Annotated in this window: 18 protein-coding genes; 11 read left to right on the top strand and 7 right to left on the bottom strand. The window is 34.4% G+C overall.

The window, feature by feature from the left end:
• Positions 1-45 precede the first annotated feature (45 nt).
• The 6 genes from JWR23_RS12960 to JWR23_RS12935 all read left to right on the top strand — a co-directional run bounded on the left by JWR23_RS12960 (position 46) and on the right by JWR23_RS12935 (position 7,795).
• Complete coding sequence (locus tag JWR23_RS12960; protein WP_299516573.1) at positions 46-288, top strand: class I lanthipeptide; 243 nt, start codon at positions 46-48, stop codon at positions 286-288.
• Positions 289-444: 156 nt separating this feature from the next.
• The gene (locus JWR23_RS12955; protein ID WP_299516572.1) at positions 445-2,037 is read left to right on the top strand and encodes a DUF6734 family protein; all 1,593 of its coding nucleotides are present in this window, start codon (positions 445-447) and stop codon (positions 2,035-2,037) included.
• 32 nt (positions 2,038-2,069) lie between these two features.
• A complete protein-coding gene (locus JWR23_RS12950; RefSeq protein ID WP_299516571.1) occupies positions 2,070-3,245 on the top strand; it encodes a lanthionine synthetase LanC family protein in 1,176 nt (391 codons plus the stop codon).
• A gap of 16 nt (positions 3,246-3,261) precedes the next feature.
• Positions 3,262-4,185: an LLM class flavin-dependent oxidoreductase gene (locus tag JWR23_RS12945; protein ID WP_299516570.1), complete on the top strand. Its 924-nt coding sequence runs from the start codon at positions 3,262-3,264 to the stop codon at positions 4,183-4,185.
• A gap of 43 nt (positions 4,186-4,228) precedes the next feature.
• The gene (locus JWR23_RS12940; RefSeq protein ID WP_299516569.1) at positions 4,229-7,339 is read left to right on the top strand and encodes a lantibiotic dehydratase; all 3,111 of its coding nucleotides are present in this window, start codon (positions 4,229-4,231) and stop codon (positions 7,337-7,339) included.
• 219 nt (positions 7,340-7,558) lie between these two features.
• Positions 7,559-7,795 (top strand): cysteine peptidase family C39 domain-containing protein, encoded by a 237-nt coding sequence (locus tag JWR23_RS12935; protein WP_299516758.1) that lies wholly within the window; start codon positions 7,559-7,561, stop codon positions 7,793-7,795.
• Between the two features lie 273 nt (positions 7,796-8,068).
• Here JWR23_RS12935 and JWR23_RS12930 read toward each other — a convergent pair whose 3' ends face one another.
• Positions 8,069-8,302: a hypothetical protein gene (locus JWR23_RS12930; RefSeq protein WP_299516568.1), complete on the bottom strand. Its 234-nt coding sequence runs from the start codon at positions 8,300-8,302 to the stop codon at positions 8,069-8,071.
• A gap of 138 nt (positions 8,303-8,440) precedes the next feature.
• Between JWR23_RS12930 and JWR23_RS12925 the strand changes: the two genes are divergently transcribed.
• On the top strand, positions 8,441-8,680 hold the full coding sequence (locus tag JWR23_RS12925; protein ID WP_299516567.1) for a helix-turn-helix transcriptional regulator: 240 nt from the start codon (positions 8,441-8,443) through the stop codon (positions 8,678-8,680).
• A gap of 192 nt (positions 8,681-8,872) precedes the next feature.
• Entirely contained in the window at positions 8,873-9,154 is a 282-nt protein-coding gene (locus JWR23_RS12920) for a hypothetical protein (RefSeq protein ID WP_299516566.1), read from the top strand.
• Between the two features lie 319 nt (positions 9,155-9,473).
• On the opposite strand, the gene JWR23_RS12915 is transcribed toward JWR23_RS12920, so the two are convergent.
• The 3 genes from JWR23_RS12915 to JWR23_RS12905 form a co-directional block, all read right to left on the bottom strand.
• Positions 9,474-9,653 carry a helix-turn-helix transcriptional regulator gene (locus JWR23_RS12915; RefSeq protein WP_299516565.1) on the bottom strand — a complete coding sequence of 60 codons (180 nt, stop codon included), beginning with the start codon at positions 9,651-9,653 and terminating at the stop codon, positions 9,474-9,476.
• A gap of 481 nt (positions 9,654-10,134) precedes the next feature.
• Positions 10,135-10,824, bottom strand: a complete 690-nt coding sequence (locus JWR23_RS12910; protein ID WP_299516564.1) for a hypothetical protein — start codon at positions 10,822-10,824, stop codon at positions 10,135-10,137.
• A gap of 45 nt (positions 10,825-10,869) precedes the next feature.
• Positions 10,870-11,130, bottom strand: a complete 261-nt coding sequence (locus JWR23_RS12905; RefSeq protein ID WP_299516563.1) for a hypothetical protein — start codon at positions 11,128-11,130, stop codon at positions 10,870-10,872.
• Between the two features lie 114 nt (positions 11,131-11,244).
• Here JWR23_RS12905 and JWR23_RS12900 point away from each other — a divergent pair, with 114 nt between their 5' ends.
• A complete protein-coding gene (locus JWR23_RS12900; protein ID WP_299516562.1) occupies positions 11,245-12,159 on the top strand; it encodes a hypothetical protein in 915 nt (304 codons plus the stop codon).
• 358 nt (positions 12,160-12,517) lie between these two features.
• Here JWR23_RS12900 and JWR23_RS12895 read toward each other — a convergent pair whose 3' ends face one another.
• Positions 12,518-12,913: a helix-turn-helix transcriptional regulator gene (locus JWR23_RS12895; protein WP_299516561.1), complete on the bottom strand. Its 396-nt coding sequence runs from the start codon at positions 12,911-12,913 to the stop codon at positions 12,518-12,520.
• 23 nt (positions 12,914-12,936) lie between these two features.
• Positions 12,937-13,320 (bottom strand): helix-turn-helix transcriptional regulator, encoded by a 384-nt coding sequence (locus JWR23_RS12890; RefSeq protein ID WP_299516560.1) that lies wholly within the window; start codon positions 13,318-13,320, stop codon positions 12,937-12,939.
• A 166-nt stretch (positions 13,321-13,486) separates the two neighbouring features.
• Between JWR23_RS12890 and JWR23_RS12885 the strand changes: the two genes are divergently transcribed.
• The gene (locus tag JWR23_RS12885; RefSeq protein ID WP_299516559.1) at positions 13,487-14,068 is read left to right on the top strand and encodes an RNA polymerase sigma factor; all 582 of its coding nucleotides are present in this window, start codon (positions 13,487-13,489) and stop codon (positions 14,066-14,068) included.
• Between the two features lie 69 nt (positions 14,069-14,137).
• Here JWR23_RS12885 and JWR23_RS12880 read toward each other — a convergent pair whose 3' ends face one another.
• Positions 14,138-14,395 (bottom strand): hypothetical protein, encoded by a 258-nt coding sequence (locus tag JWR23_RS12880; RefSeq protein ID WP_299516558.1) that lies wholly within the window; start codon positions 14,393-14,395, stop codon positions 14,138-14,140.
• Between the two features lie 158 nt (positions 14,396-14,553).
• On the opposite strand from JWR23_RS12880, the gene JWR23_RS12875 reads away from it, so the two are divergent.
• Complete coding sequence (locus tag JWR23_RS12875) at positions 14,554-15,669, top strand: FecR family protein (RefSeq protein WP_299516557.1); 1,116 nt, start codon at positions 14,554-14,556, stop codon at positions 15,667-15,669.
• Positions 15,670-15,850: the final 181 nt, after the last annotated feature.

The following is a 15,850-nucleotide window of genomic DNA, read 5'->3' as shown; positions in this document are numbered from 1 at the left end:
GAGGAAAACTTAAATTTTAATACTTTTTAAAAAAGTAGGAAAAAGATGAAAAAGATTAATTTCGACAAAGACGGTTTGAAGCTTAAAAAGCTTCAGTTGATGAAGAGTAAGGTAAGTAATCTTAGCATGCAAGACATGATGCAGGTTATTGGTGGTGCTTCAGAAGGAGGATACCAAAGTTGTGCTATTAATGCATGTGGTGGCGGTACCCTTCCCGCTACAGGGACACTTGCAGGATGTCCGACAGGCTCTTACATGTGGACAGTCTGCGGAACATGTAACTGTTAATGGCAGCATTTAATTTTAACGTTCTCAATGGATGTAGCCATTGGGAACGTTAGAATAATTCTGAAGCATTTAAATTTTAAAACAAGAAGCCAAGCTGTAATACCGTTTAAATTTCACTGAATTCATGTTATTAATTAAAACCTCCTGATTTATTTAATGAAAATAATCCAATCATTTTGGACTTTACCTTCTAAAAAAAATTCCCATGATGATAATTTTGGTAGAAAGAATGGAGGTTGGTTAAATGAAAAATATCATGCAATGAGTTGGGCAATGAGTTGCCTCAAATTCAAGCAATTTTATAAAGAGGTTGAAATTTACGTAGATTCCGACGGATCCGATTGGCTGATAAATAAAGTTGGCTTGCCTTATTCAAACGTTCATACAATTTCAGTAGAGACTGGCTTTAACCCATCACTTTGGGCTTTGGCAAAATTAACAGCGCTTTCCACTCAGAATTTTCCATTTCTTCATGCCGATGGAGATGTATATATATGGAAGCCTTTTCCCATCAAGTTTTTAAGTAGTAAACTTTTTAGTCAGAATATAGAATTTGACATAACGGGCAATTTATCGGGCAATATCTATATTGAAACACTAAAACTCTTAGTAGAGAACAGGGTCCATCTACCTGTTTTTTTTAAAGAACCAATAGAATCGTTTAAGAAAACCGGAAGAATAGATGCGTACAATATGGGAATAGTAGGGGGGCAGAATTCGATTTTTTTTAAACAATATGTTAATGAGTTACATAAATTTCTAGATCAAAATAAAGAAATAAAGTTAACTGGTAGAGACATGAATTTTGTTGAACAATTCTTTTTCTATTGTTATTCAAAATATCATAATTTTAATGTGGACGTACTATTTGAGGAAGAAAATGTAGCTGGAACCAATTCATATTCTTCTATGATTCAATTCAATCTCATTCCTATATCTAAAACTTATGTACACGTTATTGGATTGGCAAAAAAAAGTCAAATCATTTGTTCGCAACTTTCCTCACGATTACATTATGAGTTTCCACAAATCCACAAGCATATTTTATCATTATACAAAGAAAAAAAAAGTTATGGGATTGCAAGGGACTCAACTCACGTTGATAAAAATAACTTTCAACCGGTCTTTTCCTGCTCTAAAGCTATTCTCAATGATATGGGAATAGAATATCCACCTGGGTCTTACGAAGATCTGTTTGATATTATTGAAGATTTGCTTGTTAAAACAAATAAAAACAGATCAATTTTATCGCTAAATGATATCTATCAATTTGAAAAATTTCACTATTTGACAACAAAAATTTCGAATAAAATCAATTTAAAGGCAAATGATACTACCCTATTAAACGCGTTGTACAATTCAAGTATACCGGAGTTCTTAAACTATAAGTTTGCTTTAAATATAAATTCAGTCGCCATTGCTTCTGTCAACTTCAAGTATCCAGAGCACATTTTGATAAGCGAATTAAACAAGATTATGACCAGGAAAAATAATACTCAGCTAGAAAATGACATTGTATTACTCACATTATCGTCCCCTAATAACTTAAAAGCAGAAGTGATTAATGACTGGAGAATGTTATTATTATATTTTGAAGACAATCCAGTGAGTGGTTGTGATTTGGTTCAATATTTAAGAGACGAGAGATTGAATTACAACTTAAAGAAGGACAATTTGCAAAGCTTTGTCCTTTCTTTTCTTACAACTTTTAGTGTGCATTTTAACTATTTAAAATTGGTAACAGCATGATCTCGATATGATTTATTTAAAATCCATTAAAAGTGAAAGAGAAAATATATAATGCTTTATATAAAATAAACAGATCACTGAAAAATGATAACTCAGAAAACATTTCGCTTATGGCAGGCAAATGTGGTCTAACACTGTTTGATTACCTGTATTTCAAATACTTTGAATATAATGAGTCAAGTGATAAAATTGATCATTGTATTCAGCAGCTTGCTGACAAATCCTTGATTGAAATGCATCCCAGTCTTTGCACGGGCAAGGCAGGTATAAATTGGTTTTTTACTTATCTTTTTTATAATGAAATTATTGCTAAAGAGGATCGGGATTTTCTATGTGACGATGACCAGCAGCTTGAAGATAGCGCGTCAGCCATGTTGAAACATGGTAATTATGACTTTCTTCATGGCGCCACAGGAATAGCATATTATCTTATTTATTCTAAATGTTACAGTCGGGAAGTTTTTTTTAATAGTTTTTTCGATGGCCTGGAGGTCTTAGTTGAAAAGAGTTCTCAAAAAGCAATAATTCCACGATTCGATTTGGAAGCATATTCAATAATACCAAACGAAGTTAACCTGGGATTATCTCATGGCATCCCAAGTATTTTAAAACTTTGTTTGCAATGTTACCGCGAAAATATTTGCTGTGATCGAGCTAGATCCCTCGCGATGATTATTGTCAAATATTTAAAAAACCATATAAATATTGATATTTCAAAGTGCTATTTCCCCGATCATTTAACAGAAAATGGAAACGTTGATTACGTTAGCCGAATTGGATGGTGTTATGGAGATTTAGGGTTAGGATATATCATATATCAAGCTGGAATGGCATTTAACGATTTCGAAATTTCAACTTTTGCTTTACAAATTTTAACAAGCACTACTAAACGGAGATGTTTTGAAGAAACCAAGGTTATGGACGGAGGAATTTGCCATGGAACTGCAGGTATTGCACACATTTATAATAGACTTTGGCATAATACCAATCTTCCAATTTTTAAAGAGGCTTGTGATTTTTGGATATTAAAGACTGTCCAAATAATTGATAATACGGAATGGGACAAGGGATATCAAAAATATGTTAATCTTTCAACCGGATATCGGTATGAAAATGGAATCATAGATGGAGCAGCTGGTATCGGACTAGCATTGATAAGTTACATATTTAATGATTTTACCTGGGATTACATCTTTATGCTTAATTAGTCTTATGGTAAAAAATATGCAAAAAATTAAAATGGGAATTCTGGATTTTGGTTACAGGGCGAAAAGTGCTTCTGGTATAAAAATACTAACTGATGTCTTTGAATATTCTTCGCTAGCTGACGAACTTGGTTTTTTTTGTTACTGGCTGAGTGAACATCATAATAGTGGCCAAGCATGGAGCAATCCTGAAATGTTAATTCCACTCCTTGCTGGTCGCACTAATAAAATCAGCATTGGATTAGCTGGAATACTGCTAGCAGCACATTCTCCTTACAGAATTGCTTTGAATTTTAAATTATTGGAAAGTATATTCCCTGGACGTATAGACTTGGGCTTGGCAAATGCTCCGACGCATCTTCATATTGTACAAAAATTATTAAGCAATATTACTCTCGATAACACTTATAGAGAAAGTTTTGATTCAAAAGTTAATGAACTCCTAAAATATTTAGGCAATGCTGATGAATTATTAAGATCCGAAAAATTATTAATTCCACCTTTTCACGGAGCGAATCCCCGAATTTGGAAGCTAAGTAATTCATTCAATGGGATCGAAGAATGCCTTCAGAAAAAGATGAACTTATGTAAATCTGTATTCCATAGCAACGAACCGGATGTTTTTGAGAGAGATAGAATAGTTGATTTTAGAGAGAGATACATTTTGAAAAATAAAACAGCACCAAAAATAACCATCGCATTCTCAGGAATTTGTGAAAAGGATAGCAAAAACGCGCGACGGACATTTAATAATTTAGGACTACGAAATAGCCAGAACAGCACCAAATATATGGTTGGCTGCCCAGCTTTATTCAAAGATCGAATACTTGAAATAAAAGAGAAATCTTCTATCAACGAGTTCATCTTCTGTGATCAATCGCTAAGCTTCAAAAAAAGAATGGAAACATTACTATTATTATCGCGAGAGTTTGAATTGAATTAACATACTTGAAATACGGCATTAAAAAAATCTAGCTTTTAAATTCATGATCGAATCATTCCAACAAGTTCTACTCCGAACACCTTTACAGAGTCTTAAAAATGCCTATGAATTTTCCAATGGGTTGTCCGAACTTTTTGAAGAAGGTATTTATTTGTCTTCACCGGAGTTTTATGAGGAATTAAAAAAAACAGGCGACATTTCAAAACGGGAAAAAAGTAAAGTTCATTTATCTCTTTCTAAATATTGCATTCGGTCTGCTAGCAGATGTACTCCTTATGGAACATTTGCAGGATGTGCTCTGGTTAACGTAACAGATGACGAAACCAGCATAATTTTGGGACAAATGAATGAGCATGTGAGGCATATAAGAATCGACATGAACTATGTCACTGAAATTATCAATGCCTTATTGAAATTACCACCTATTAAGGAACAGATAAAGGTTTATCCCAATAACAGCATATATGAATTATCTGCTAGTTATAGGTATGTCGAATATACAATTGAAAATAATCTAAGAAGTTATTCGCTGAACTCGATAAGAAAAAGCAAATACATTAAGGCTGTTTTGAAATTTGCATCGACAGGAGCTAAAATAAAATCATTGGTCGACTTATTGGTTGTGTCCGAAAAAGTCGAAGAAAATGAAGCTGTTGATTTTATTTCGGATATGTACAAATCTCAGTTATTGGTTTCCGAGCTTGAACCAAATATAACAGGAGAAGAACCATTAGATAGGCTAATTGCACAACTGGAGTTATTTAAAGGGATACAGCATATTATCAGCACATTTAAGTCTATTCAAAAAATAATAAGACAGCCAAAGGCAGGTATTGAATGTTACAAAGAAATTGAAAATTATTTAAGGAAATTGCGCTTACCGATCCAAATACCTAAGAATACTTTGCAAACGGATCTATTTGTTTCACTAAAAAAAAATAATATAGACGCAAAAATTTTAAAGGAAATTGGCCTTCAAATTCAAGATTTGTTAATATTTTCAGGTCCTCAAAAAAATGCCTTCCTGGAGACTTTTAAAAATAACTTCATAAACAAGTATGATCGGGAAGAAATTGAATTGTCTATTGCTCTCGATGCTGACATAGGCATTGGCTACGCAGAAATAAATCAATCTACTTCTGGCGGAAATAAACTAATAGACGATTTATTGATAACAGGCAAAGACAATTTGGTAAGCAGCCAGATAGATCACAAACAGCAATTTATCTTGTCAAAATATTTGCAATTTCTCGAAAATAATGATGCCGAAATTGAGCTAACAAAAGATGAGTTATTAAAATTTAAAAGCAAGCAGACAAAGGTATACAGGCAACCGCGTACATTATATCTTATGGGAAGTTTATTAAAAAAAGACTCCCTTCTATCTACAGAAAAGTTCAAATTTGATATTTTAGGCATTGCTGCGCAATCTCCTGCAAAGCTGCTAGCGCGATTTAGTCACGGAGATCCTCAACTTTGCGCGCTTACAAAAAATATATTAAAGGAAGAAGAAAAGGAATATCCTGAAGCAATATTTGCTGAATTTGTTCATCTTCCTCAGGCAAGAATAAGTAACATTTTACTTCGCCCAATTTTAGGAGATTATGAGATTCCTTACGTTGGAGGCTCCGGCATTGATAAAAAAAGCCAGATACCCATTAATGATATTATGATAAGCGTTCGTAACAATGAAATAATTTTGCGGAGCAAAAATCACAATAAGCGCATTATCCCCAGACTTACGACGGCACATAATTATTCGCAAATGTCGCTGCCTATTTACAGATTTCTGGGAGATCTCCAATATCAAGGAAAAACGAATATAAATTTTTGGGATTGGGATACGCTTTCAGCCATTAAGCATTTACCTAAGGTAATTTACAAAAACTTAGTTATTAAAAAGGCCCGGTGGAAAGTAGACTTAGATGATATATCAGATATGCCAGAAAATAAAAGTTATCATCTTGACTATTTTTCGGTATTCAGATCAAAAATACACATCCCCAAAAAAGTGACTTATGTTGAATCTGATAATAAATTGCTTATAGATTTTGAAAATACGATTGGTATTGAGCTATTTCTCCACTATCTCCATAGGCATAAATCTATTGTTATTGAAGAATTTTTGTATACAGAGGAAAACTGTATAATCAATGACGTAAATAATTTGCCTTTCATAAATGAACTAATAGTGCCATTTAAGCTAAGTAATAATTTAAATGGTCCGGGTTTCCAGAATCAAATTAGCAAAAATATTGCAAAAAGAAAATTTATTCCAAGTAGTGAATGGCTGTATTTTAAGATATATTGTGGTCCGGCCACTGCCGAAATTATACTCAAAGAAAATATCTTAACATTTATAAATAAGCATGAAGTCAAAGCCTTTAAAAAATTTTTCTTTATTCGATTTTCAGATCAAAGCAATCACATAAGAATTCGATTTCTAAACGTGGACTCAAACAAACAATCCGCTCTTCAGATAAAATTCATAGCTATTTTTCAAAAACTTGTCGCCGACAATGTGGTGGAAAAAATCGTGTTAGATACTTATTCAAGGGAATTAGAAAGATATGGCCCGGATCTCATCAATGAATCTGAATCAATTTTTTACAATGACAGCGTTGCCGTTCTGAAATTTATTTCACTTCTAGAAGATGAAAGTTCCGAACAATATCGAATGTTGTTCGCGCTACGGGGTATAGATATGCTATTAGATGACTTTCAATTAACGCTAGTAAATAAAGCTGCGCTCTTAAAGCAGATGTTTTTGTCCTACTTTAAAGAATTTGGCGAAAGTCCTCAATTGCAAAAGCAGCTAAACGAGAAATATCGGCAAAACCAAAAGATGATTTTTTCACATATGGACGAAGCTAATGATATAATCAATGAAATAGAAGAAGCTGTTAGCGTTTTTCAAAACAGATCAAAAATGAATAAGCCTGTAATCGAAAATATTAAGTTCAAACTTAATGGAGCTGATTTAAAACTTTACGATTTACTAGGTAGCTATTTGCATATGTTTATGAATAGATTATTCATAAATAACCAACGAAAATGTGAACTCGTTATATATCTTTTTTTAGAAAGATACTACACGTCCCAGAATTCCATTACCAAACTAAAAAATACGCCAAAACAGCAAATGCACCATTAACAATTGTAGTACTGTTTCAATAAAGACTATTATTTTGCCTTTTTAACCTTAAAACCTATTTTAAGAAAAATGTTATCTTTTTATAAACAACATGATGCAATCGATGATTTCGGCCCGACCTGCCTCCGCATGATAGCGAAGCATAACGGCCATAATCATAAGTAGAGAACCCTGAGCAATCTTTGTGAGATAAACTGGCAAGGTGTGTCCTTGCTATAGATCAGTGTTGCTGCCGAAAAGATCGGGTTTAGGTCATTAGGGGTAAAAGTAAGTCCAAATCAGCTAAAAGAGGCGAAATTGCCCTGCGTTTTGCATTGGCGGCGATTTCATTTTGTAGTGCTATATAAAATTAAAAATCAAACCTATTATTTAGTCGACCCGGTTGCCGGACTGGTTGCGCTTACCGAACCTGAATTTATTCGCAGCTGGGAGGATAAAGAAGTAAAAGCTGTTTAACCCAAAGGCGTGTTGTAACAGATTCCGCAGTAATTCAGGCACATTCCAAAACTTTAAAAATATTGGGTATAGGTTTTTGGAAACAAGCGTATATAATCTTCACCCTTAGACACAAAAAAGAATACTTTGTTATTACCGCGCAGCGGAATGATAGTTTAAGGGCAGGAACCGTTTTGTCAAATGAATAGAAACTTAGTATTCTACACATCAAATTCCTGATGCAAATTATCATAAAGGTCACTTATTTTTTTAAAAAAACGTATAGCTAATATTCTATTTGACTTTCCCTGTCCTTTGATCCTGATGCCATTGGTAAACGGCGTCAACTAAAATAGCGAGCTTGTCTTTAAATAGCTTAAATTTTAAAATATCCAAATCCATTATACCACTCCCCTTTCCTGTGTAGGCAAATAAGAACCATTTAAAAAGCTCTTCCTCGGCAGGATTCAGCGGTTCATCAATAAACAGTTCTTCTAATTTTTCTAAAAGAGGTTGACCTTTATTCATATTTCAAAAATCATTGTTTGAAATCAGCTCTCTAGCATTGCTGAATTAATGCATTTATCAAAGTTAGGTTTTGTTGTGATATATCACAACGGTTTTTATATATTATTATTTCAATTTTCCTAATCATCAAAAGAGAAAATGGTTAGCGATTTAGATAGAGGAATATTAATGCAATTCGGAAAACGTCTTAAAACTTTAAGACAGTCTAAAAACCTGACCTTAAGAAAAATGGCCCTGTTATGCAATGTTGAATATGCAGATATTCAACGTTATGAGAGCGGGAAACAAAATATAACGCTTCTTTCCCTTGCCGAACTAGCCAAAGCGCTGGAAGTTGAGCCTAAGGAATTATTGACGTTTAAGGATAATAATTATTAACCGGCCTCCACAGCTTTGTTTTCCGGCTTTTCCTTTTCAATTATTGTTTTTTCGGGATATATAGGTAGTTTTTCGGGATATATAGGTAACCCTGAATAATGGCATCTATATGGTTAAAAATTATTTTTGTGTCTGATAGCCCAATTTATTCATGCGCAGTAATGACTACCTGGATACAGCCATATTCACGAAATGAAAAGAAACGATTTTTTTGATAACCATCCTATTTATAAGGGATTAGGTTACAATGTTATCGTTGGTCTTATTCAATTGTTAACAGATGAATGTTTGCTCAATTCCGAAGAACGAAATGGCTGGTATATAAAATTCATAAATTTCAGGAATAGCGCAGTTATATTGTACAAGGAATTAAATAATAGTCAAAAAGTGGAGTTAATTGAATATTTACGTTATAAAGCTTATTTAGATGATGCTTTGATGAGAAGTATTCATAACGCAAGGGAAAGTATGTGATATAAATTTCTTGAATTAACTGATGAACACTTTGGAAATGGTAAGGTCAACTTCAGAGCCATTGCAGCGTTATTAGTTGGCGGTATTTATTATACTATTCTGCATACGGTTTATAACGGTGGTGCCTTTACGGGTTTGGATATTACTTCTCAGGAGGGAATTGATGAGATATTGAAAACGATGGACAAATCGTTGGCTAGGAGGCAGAGAAATGATTTTTCATTGGTTTATTGTTACCAATGGCATATTTTGAAAAGTTTGCAGTAGTAATATTAGTAGTTTTAAACGGTTGATAACGTAATGTCTTTACAGACTCCATTTAATAATTCACAGGGAGCGATATTATCGACAATGCAATTTTATAGAGTTCCTGAGCAGTAACTTTGCTGGTTTTGTTATTTGAGAGTTGGCTTAAGCGGGGTTTGCTAATGCCTGTGCGGCGGGAAATTTCGGCCTTGTTAACTGAACGTTTTGCTAAAAATAATCCTAACTCCGTCATTAATTTCTAAATCCTAAACACTTATAAAGATTTAATGTACATCTGTTTCTTTTAATGATATAATGTAATTGAATTTGGAAAGGTTTTCTTTCCAAATGTTAAGAAAATCGAAACTGTTTAATTAATTTTATTTTCAAATTAATTAAATATGGATGCTGACCAACATTCCTTAGAACCAGGGTTTAGCACACTAACTGGCATCATGGATCATTTTTAAAAAGTGCCTTTTGAAACTTTTAAGAAATATTTAGATAAATGGTTTATCCAGGAAATCAATAAAAAGCAAGCGGAGTCCATGTTAAAGGAAAGACATGGTAATATTCCCGAGGGTGATGGCATTAATTAAATTATATATATAAGCAGGTTGATAATAAAGTATTTTCAGCTTAACTACTTATCTTATTGATTTCCTGTTTAAAGTGGCTTTTACTGCCGCGGAACGAATCTTATATAAGAAAACAACGACCGCAACCATTTTATCTTATTTAATTGCAATGTTTTTATCAATTGCAATATCTCCTAACAACTCTGAGATTTCTTTCAATCGATAATAACGACCACGATAAAATAAATCATACCAACCAGTAAAAATTTTGCGGGTTATTAGAGATAATATAACTATTAATATTAAAAAGATGGCAATCTCGTTAATTTCTCTATCATTCAGCTTCACATCCTTAGTTAATAAATTAAAATAAAAAATAATAAGGGTAATAATTATTGAAAGCGAGACTATATTGAAGGTTTTTAATTCTTTTTTAGAATCCTGTTTGACTTTGTCCAGCTGCGCTTGTAATAGAAGGACGGATTCCAGGGAAGTGATTCCTTTTTTTTCAAGAATCTTTTTAAGGCTCAACTTATTGAATTTTTCAATGCTTAACTTAATTGTAAAACTTTCAGCAAGCTTATCCCTAAGCAATTTTTTTAGAGCTTCGTTGTGTAATTTTTCAGCTTTCATTACAAAATACCAAAAAGGTAATAGAATAGTAAGCATAGACAATATTATTAAATGTTTTAAAGAAAAATAAACAACCACAATGGTAAGTACTATTGCGGTCACGCCGAAGATTAAGTACAATTTTATTTTAGCTAGGTCTTTAGCCTTTAGCATTAGATTAAGTGATTTTACACCCGATTCATTTTTGTATTCGTAGTCAATCTCATTTATCATAATTAACGTTATTATAAGTTTAAAAGCGAAATTCAGGCAATAAATTTATTGTTGGAAATTTTGAGAAAACATATTTTCAATAATGTACCTATAAAGGTTGATCAATATAAAACTAAACGAGCAAAAGCAATAACTAAAAACAAGCAAAGCAGCAAAAGGAGAAGCTGCTGGGGAAAAAGCAGCCAAAAAAAGTAATTGACGATCTAAAACTTTGATTTTCTTAACTTGGCTTCCCATAAGGCAACGTTCTTTCAATTTTGCAATGGCGGGGTGCATTAGAATATTAGCTTCAGAAATAGATTTCAAAGTGAAGAGGACAAATTAAAGGACAATCCTTGTTTTTTATTATGGAAGATTAGTAAAGCAAAGCCATCAAAATCTTAAAACAATGTTAATTTCTAATAAATAAAGAGCATAATAATGTTATTTCAAGAAATCCTGAACGAAAAATATCGTCTGCTAAAACCACAATTTGATAAGTTGTATAAAACGGCATTTGCAAATCAAACACACCCAGGTGATTTGCTTTTAGTTCATCAAAATGGGTTCTATAACCCCGAAGTATTTGGATGGAATAATATACCCGAGAAATTAAGTCCGTATATGATGGGCCCAGATATGGAAGGCCATTCAGAAAATACCCATCATTCGTTCATCGGGCATTATGTTACAAATAATATCTCCAACCAAAACATGAATGAGTATTTGGGCGAGGTAAGTTTTAATTCCGACCGGCTGACAGAAGTGCGTCGATTAGAAGCCCTTGAAAGTATATCTGTCCAAACTGAAATGCTGATTTACTTGAAAATATGGGAGGCCGATGCTTTTATTAAAACTTTTTACGAATTGGCATTGGTATCCAATGGGCAAGCGTATAACTGGCACTTTAAAATAAAGGAATCTAACCGTGATAAAACGGCGACAGGTAACAGGGATGAAATTATACGTAAATTAATCAGAGACCAATTTGAACATAAATTACCAGTATTATATAATTCATTTAAAAGTGCTTTCAAAACTCAAATAAGAAATGCCATTGCCCATTCCCAGTATATAATTAATGGACGGCACATTACACTAAATAATTATGTAAAAGACGATATGTCAGCTCAGTTAAGGGGAATCCCGTTTAACCAATGGATAGATATCTTTCATGAAACAATAATTATCTATTCATTGTATAATGAACTTTTAACAAGAATACTTAATGAGTACGCTCATCTCTCCGCCCAAAATGGAAACGCTTTTGAAATCCGTATAAACATCGAGTTGCCAGAGAAGAAAACGGTTTACAGGAAGGTTGAATACGATTCCGATTATAAATATTGGCGATAGTTGCAAAATACAATCTGTCGAAGTCAAATTCTTACAATTATTTGGAGGACTTGTAACTAAAAGCCTGGCCAAAGGCAACGCCAAAATTCTTACTGTTCAGGTAGCGTTACAGAGCCACCAACCTCCGTTAGTAATCACGAGGTTTAATGCTAATTGATAAGGCAATCTTATAAAAGCTCTTCTGCAGTTAATTTTGTTCTGGAGTTATTCGACAGTTGTGTTATTCGGGCCTTACCTTATCCCGATTCGTCAAGTAATTTTTGACCTATTTACCGAGCTCTTGGTTAAAAATAGGCCGAGTTCTGTCATTAGGATATTCAAAATAACCTGCGACTCAAAAAAAGGCATAATTTGTTGATTACTTTTTCTGCGACTCCTCAAATTTCTGTCTTTCAATCGCAAGCAGCCTCTCGTAAAGCTCTATGGTTTTTTCGAGCGGGTTATTGATATTTTCAACATTAGCACTTATTGACGTGGCAGTGACCCCGCTATTCTCATAAAAATTAATGGTATTATACAGGACCCTTTCCTCGTTAAAACTTTTAAGCCCATCAAAAGTTACGTCTAAAGCTTCAGCAATATCTTTGAGTCTATTATCATCGATATCTTCGCTTTGTTCTATCTTAGACACTGCTTGTTTGCTGATTCCACCAAGCCTCTCTCCAAGTTGCCCCTGAGTTAAGCCTCTTAATTTACGAACCCGCTCCACTTTGCGTCCTATATGAAGCGACAAGATATTTGTTATAGTTTCCATTCAAGTAATGCTTGTGCTATATATTAATTATGTTTTTCTTTTTTGAAAAGTGTCAATTTCTCCCTTTCACTTGCAAGTAACCTTTCATAAAGTTCAATTATCTTATCAACTGGATTAAATTCTTGTTGAATTGCGACCGAAGACTCATTAAAGGTATTATTTTCTACGTTATTGTTAATCGTATAAAACGCAGCCGATTCGTCAAAGTTCTTTAAGACATCCGGCGTAACATTGAGCGCAAGCGCTATTTTTTCAAGTAACTCTTCATCAATTTCCGCTAATTGCTCTAAAGTAGATATCTCTGTCTGGCTTTTTTTCAAATCCGCAGCTAGCGCTTCCTGTTTAATTCCTCTAAGGCTGCGGACCCTGCTAATATTCCTTCCTATGTGATTGGTTTTAGTTTGCATTGCATTAAATTGTTGTATAAGTAAAGATAATAAAAGTCAACCAAATTTCATTTAAAGTCAACCAAAATTACAGTTTGTTTGTCTTATAATCAAATAACTTAGGGTCTAATCTATACTTACTCTCAAATATTAGAAATATGCAGGGAGTAAGATAACGTGACCCGAGATGCCCGATTGTAAAGCGCTTCCTGACGATGAACTTGTCCAACTTCTTAAAGAGTCGAACCATACCGCCTACACCGAAATATATAAACGCTACTTCTACCTGATGTATGTTCATGCTTATAAAAAAATGCGGAATGAAGACCAGGCAAAAGACCTAATCCAGGATCTGTTTGCAACGCTGTGGTTCAGAAGAGTGGATGACTTGCCCAAATCTAATCTTGCCGGGTATCTATATACCGCAGTAAGAAACAAGATATTCAACCTCTTTGCCCATCAGCAAGTTCAATCAAGATATATCGCTTCACTCGAAAATTATTTAAGCACTCACGCCAGTGTTCCAACTGATCACCTTGTCAGGGAGAATGATCTTAAAGCTTTTATTGAGAAAGAAATACAGGCGCTCCCGGCAAAGATGAGGCAAATATTTGAAATGAGCAGGAAAGAGAATCTTTCGCACAAGGAAATAGCAGAAAGGCTTGATGTTTCAGAGAACAATGTTTCTAAGCAAGTTAATAATGCACTTAGGATATTAAGAACCAAATTAGGGGTTGTCATGTATATCTATTTCCTGTTTAAATTATAACCGGAATTATAGAATAAGAACCTGGCAACTTACCTTATAGCCAAGAATAGTATCATTGGGTATTCCTTTTTATTCTTTGCCTTGCTTGTCCGTAATGGCTTTTATCATTTCGTCTTTAAGCCGGTATAGTTCATACCCCACAACTTTGAACAATATCGTCGATTTGTTTTGGTTATTCCTCGCCGCTTCATCCGCCTTTTCATTAATGATACTTAATGCATTCAAAGCCTCCAGATAATGGGTTTCGAGATCTTTTTTTATAGCGATATCCGCCCTGACATTGGCAATAATTGAAAATATGTGCTCGGCGTATTCCTGATCTTCCATGAATTTTAATTGTGCTAAAGATAGGAATCAGGAATTATAAAATAGTGTCCGATTAATAATGTCCCATCATTCGCCCACTCATAAATTTATTCTTCACCTCTTCCTTTTCAAATGAAATAGCTGTCTTGTATTAAAATTGATTGTTCTCAATCTTAATCATGGAAAAGGACGAACTTAAAAAACTGTTCAAAAAGTATCACGACGGTAAATGTACTGAAGAGGAAAAGGCTTTGTTAGAAGCCTGGTATCTGCAGTTCAATGAGCATGATTTAGATATTACACCAGGAAGAATAAAAGCAATTGGAAATAGAATTTTCAGAGAGTTGCCCGGCAACCATCCTGATTTTATAAAAAATGGCATATGGCTAGCGGTTGCCGCTATTTCCATAGGCTTGGTCATAACTGTGGCCCTTAAGGTGTCGCTGTTCTCTGGAAAGTCCGTACCGATCAGTTATACAAAAGACATCACTCCCGGTACCAACACAGCAATCCTTACGCTTTCCAATGGTAAGAAGATCAATTTGCGTGGTGCTGTAAATGGTCAGCTAGCCATACAGTCAGGGATACAAATCTATAAAACAACCAGTGGGCAAATCACCTATAAGGTTTCGGGTAATATTGATAATGCCCACCCTAATCAAACCAACAATATTTCTACGCCTAAGGGCGGTCAATGGCAGGTGATACTGCCCGATGGCAGTAAAGTCTGGCTAAATTCGGCGTCTTCGTTTAGCTATCCTGCCATGTTTGGGAAGCAAAAAGATCGCCTGGTTCAATTAAGCGGTGAGGCATACTTTGAGGTGGCAAAGGACAGATTACATCCTTTTATAGTAAAAACGGATAAACAGAACGTAGAGGTATTGGGCACACACTTTAACATCAACGCGTACCCGGATGAACCTGCTGTAAAAACGACTTTGGCCGAGGGAAGCGTAAAGGTCTCTGATCTCTTCGGCAAAACAAAATTCTTAACCCCTGGTCAACAGTCCCTTTTAAAGAATGGAAACTTAACAGTTGGCGAGGCGAATGTTGAAGAAGCACTTGCCTGGAAAAATGGCTATTTCCGCTTTAACGATGAAGACATTCAAAGCATTATGCGTAAGCTATCACGCTGGTACCATATCGATGTGCAGTATAACGATAACGCTCCTATTGGTGGATTGAATGGCAAAATTTCCCGCTATAAGAACATAAGCCAGGTGTTACAAGCCCTTGAAGCAACAAAAACCGTTCATTTTAAAATGGAAGGGAGGAGGGTCATAGTAATGAAGTAAAGCCTAAGATCTGTTACCAGTTAATTACAAAGCCAGGAAATCGATGTTCGTCGACGACCTGGCTTTAAGCCTGGACTACGTTAACAATAATTAAACTATTAATGAACCGCGAAGCGCCCCTCGCATCTTGGAAAATGAAATGGCGCGACGCATAAACCATGCTCAAACAAATGTACAATTT

Source organism: Mucilaginibacter sp. (assembly GCF_028288205.1).
Taxonomy (GTDB): Bacteria; Bacteroidota; Bacteroidia; order Sphingobacteriales; family Sphingobacteriaceae; genus Mucilaginibacter.
This window is presented reverse-complemented; position numbering and strand designations above follow the sequence as displayed.

Bases quoted from the DNA above. Each gene is read 5' to 3' on its own strand.
- JWR23_RS12960 (WP_299516573.1), top strand. From the start codon at position 46: ATGAAAAAGATTAATTTCGACAAAGACGGTTTGAAGCTTAAAAAGCTT.
- JWR23_RS12955 (WP_299516572.1), top strand. From the start codon at position 445: ATGAAAATAATCCAATCATTTTGGACTTTACCTTCTAAAAAAAATTCC.
- JWR23_RS12945 (WP_299516570.1), top strand. From the start codon at position 3,262: ATGCAAAAAATTAAAATGGGAATTCTGGATTTTGGTTACAGGGCGAAA.
- JWR23_RS12940 (WP_299516569.1), top strand. From the start codon at position 4,229: ATGATCGAATCATTCCAACAAGTTCTACTCCGAACACCTTTACAGAGT.
- JWR23_RS12930 (WP_299516568.1), bottom strand. From the start codon at position 8,302: ATGAATAAAGGTCAACCTCTTTTAGAAAAATTAGAAGAACTGTTTATT.
- JWR23_RS12925 (WP_299516567.1), top strand. From the start codon at position 8,441: ATGGTTAGCGATTTAGATAGAGGAATATTAATGCAATTCGGAAAACGT.
- JWR23_RS12920 (WP_299516566.1), top strand. From the start codon at position 8,873: ATGAAAAGAAACGATTTTTTTGATAACCATCCTATTTATAAGGGATTA.
- JWR23_RS12915 (WP_299516565.1), bottom strand. From the start codon at position 9,653: ATGACGGAGTTAGGATTATTTTTAGCAAAACGTTCAGTTAACAAGGCC.
- JWR23_RS12910 (WP_299516564.1), bottom strand. From the start codon at position 10,824: ATGATAAATGAGATTGACTACGAATACAAAAATGAATCGGGTGTAAAA.
- JWR23_RS12900 (WP_299516562.1), top strand. From the start codon at position 11,245: ATGTTATTTCAAGAAATCCTGAACGAAAAATATCGTCTGCTAAAACCA.
- JWR23_RS12895 (WP_299516561.1), bottom strand. From the start codon at position 12,913: ATGGAAACTATAACAAATATCTTGTCGCTTCATATAGGACGCAAAGTG.
- JWR23_RS12890 (WP_299516560.1), bottom strand. From the start codon at position 13,320: ATGCAAACTAAAACCAATCACATAGGAAGGAATATTAGCAGGGTCCGC.
- JWR23_RS12885 (WP_299516559.1), top strand. From the start codon at position 13,487: ATGCCCGATTGTAAAGCGCTTCCTGACGATGAACTTGTCCAACTTCTT.
- JWR23_RS12880 (WP_299516558.1), bottom strand. From the start codon at position 14,395: ATGGAAGATCAGGAATACGCCGAGCACATATTTTCAATTATTGCCAAT.
- JWR23_RS12875 (WP_299516557.1), top strand. From the start codon at position 14,554: ATGGAAAAGGACGAACTTAAAAAACTGTTCAAAAAGTATCACGACGGT.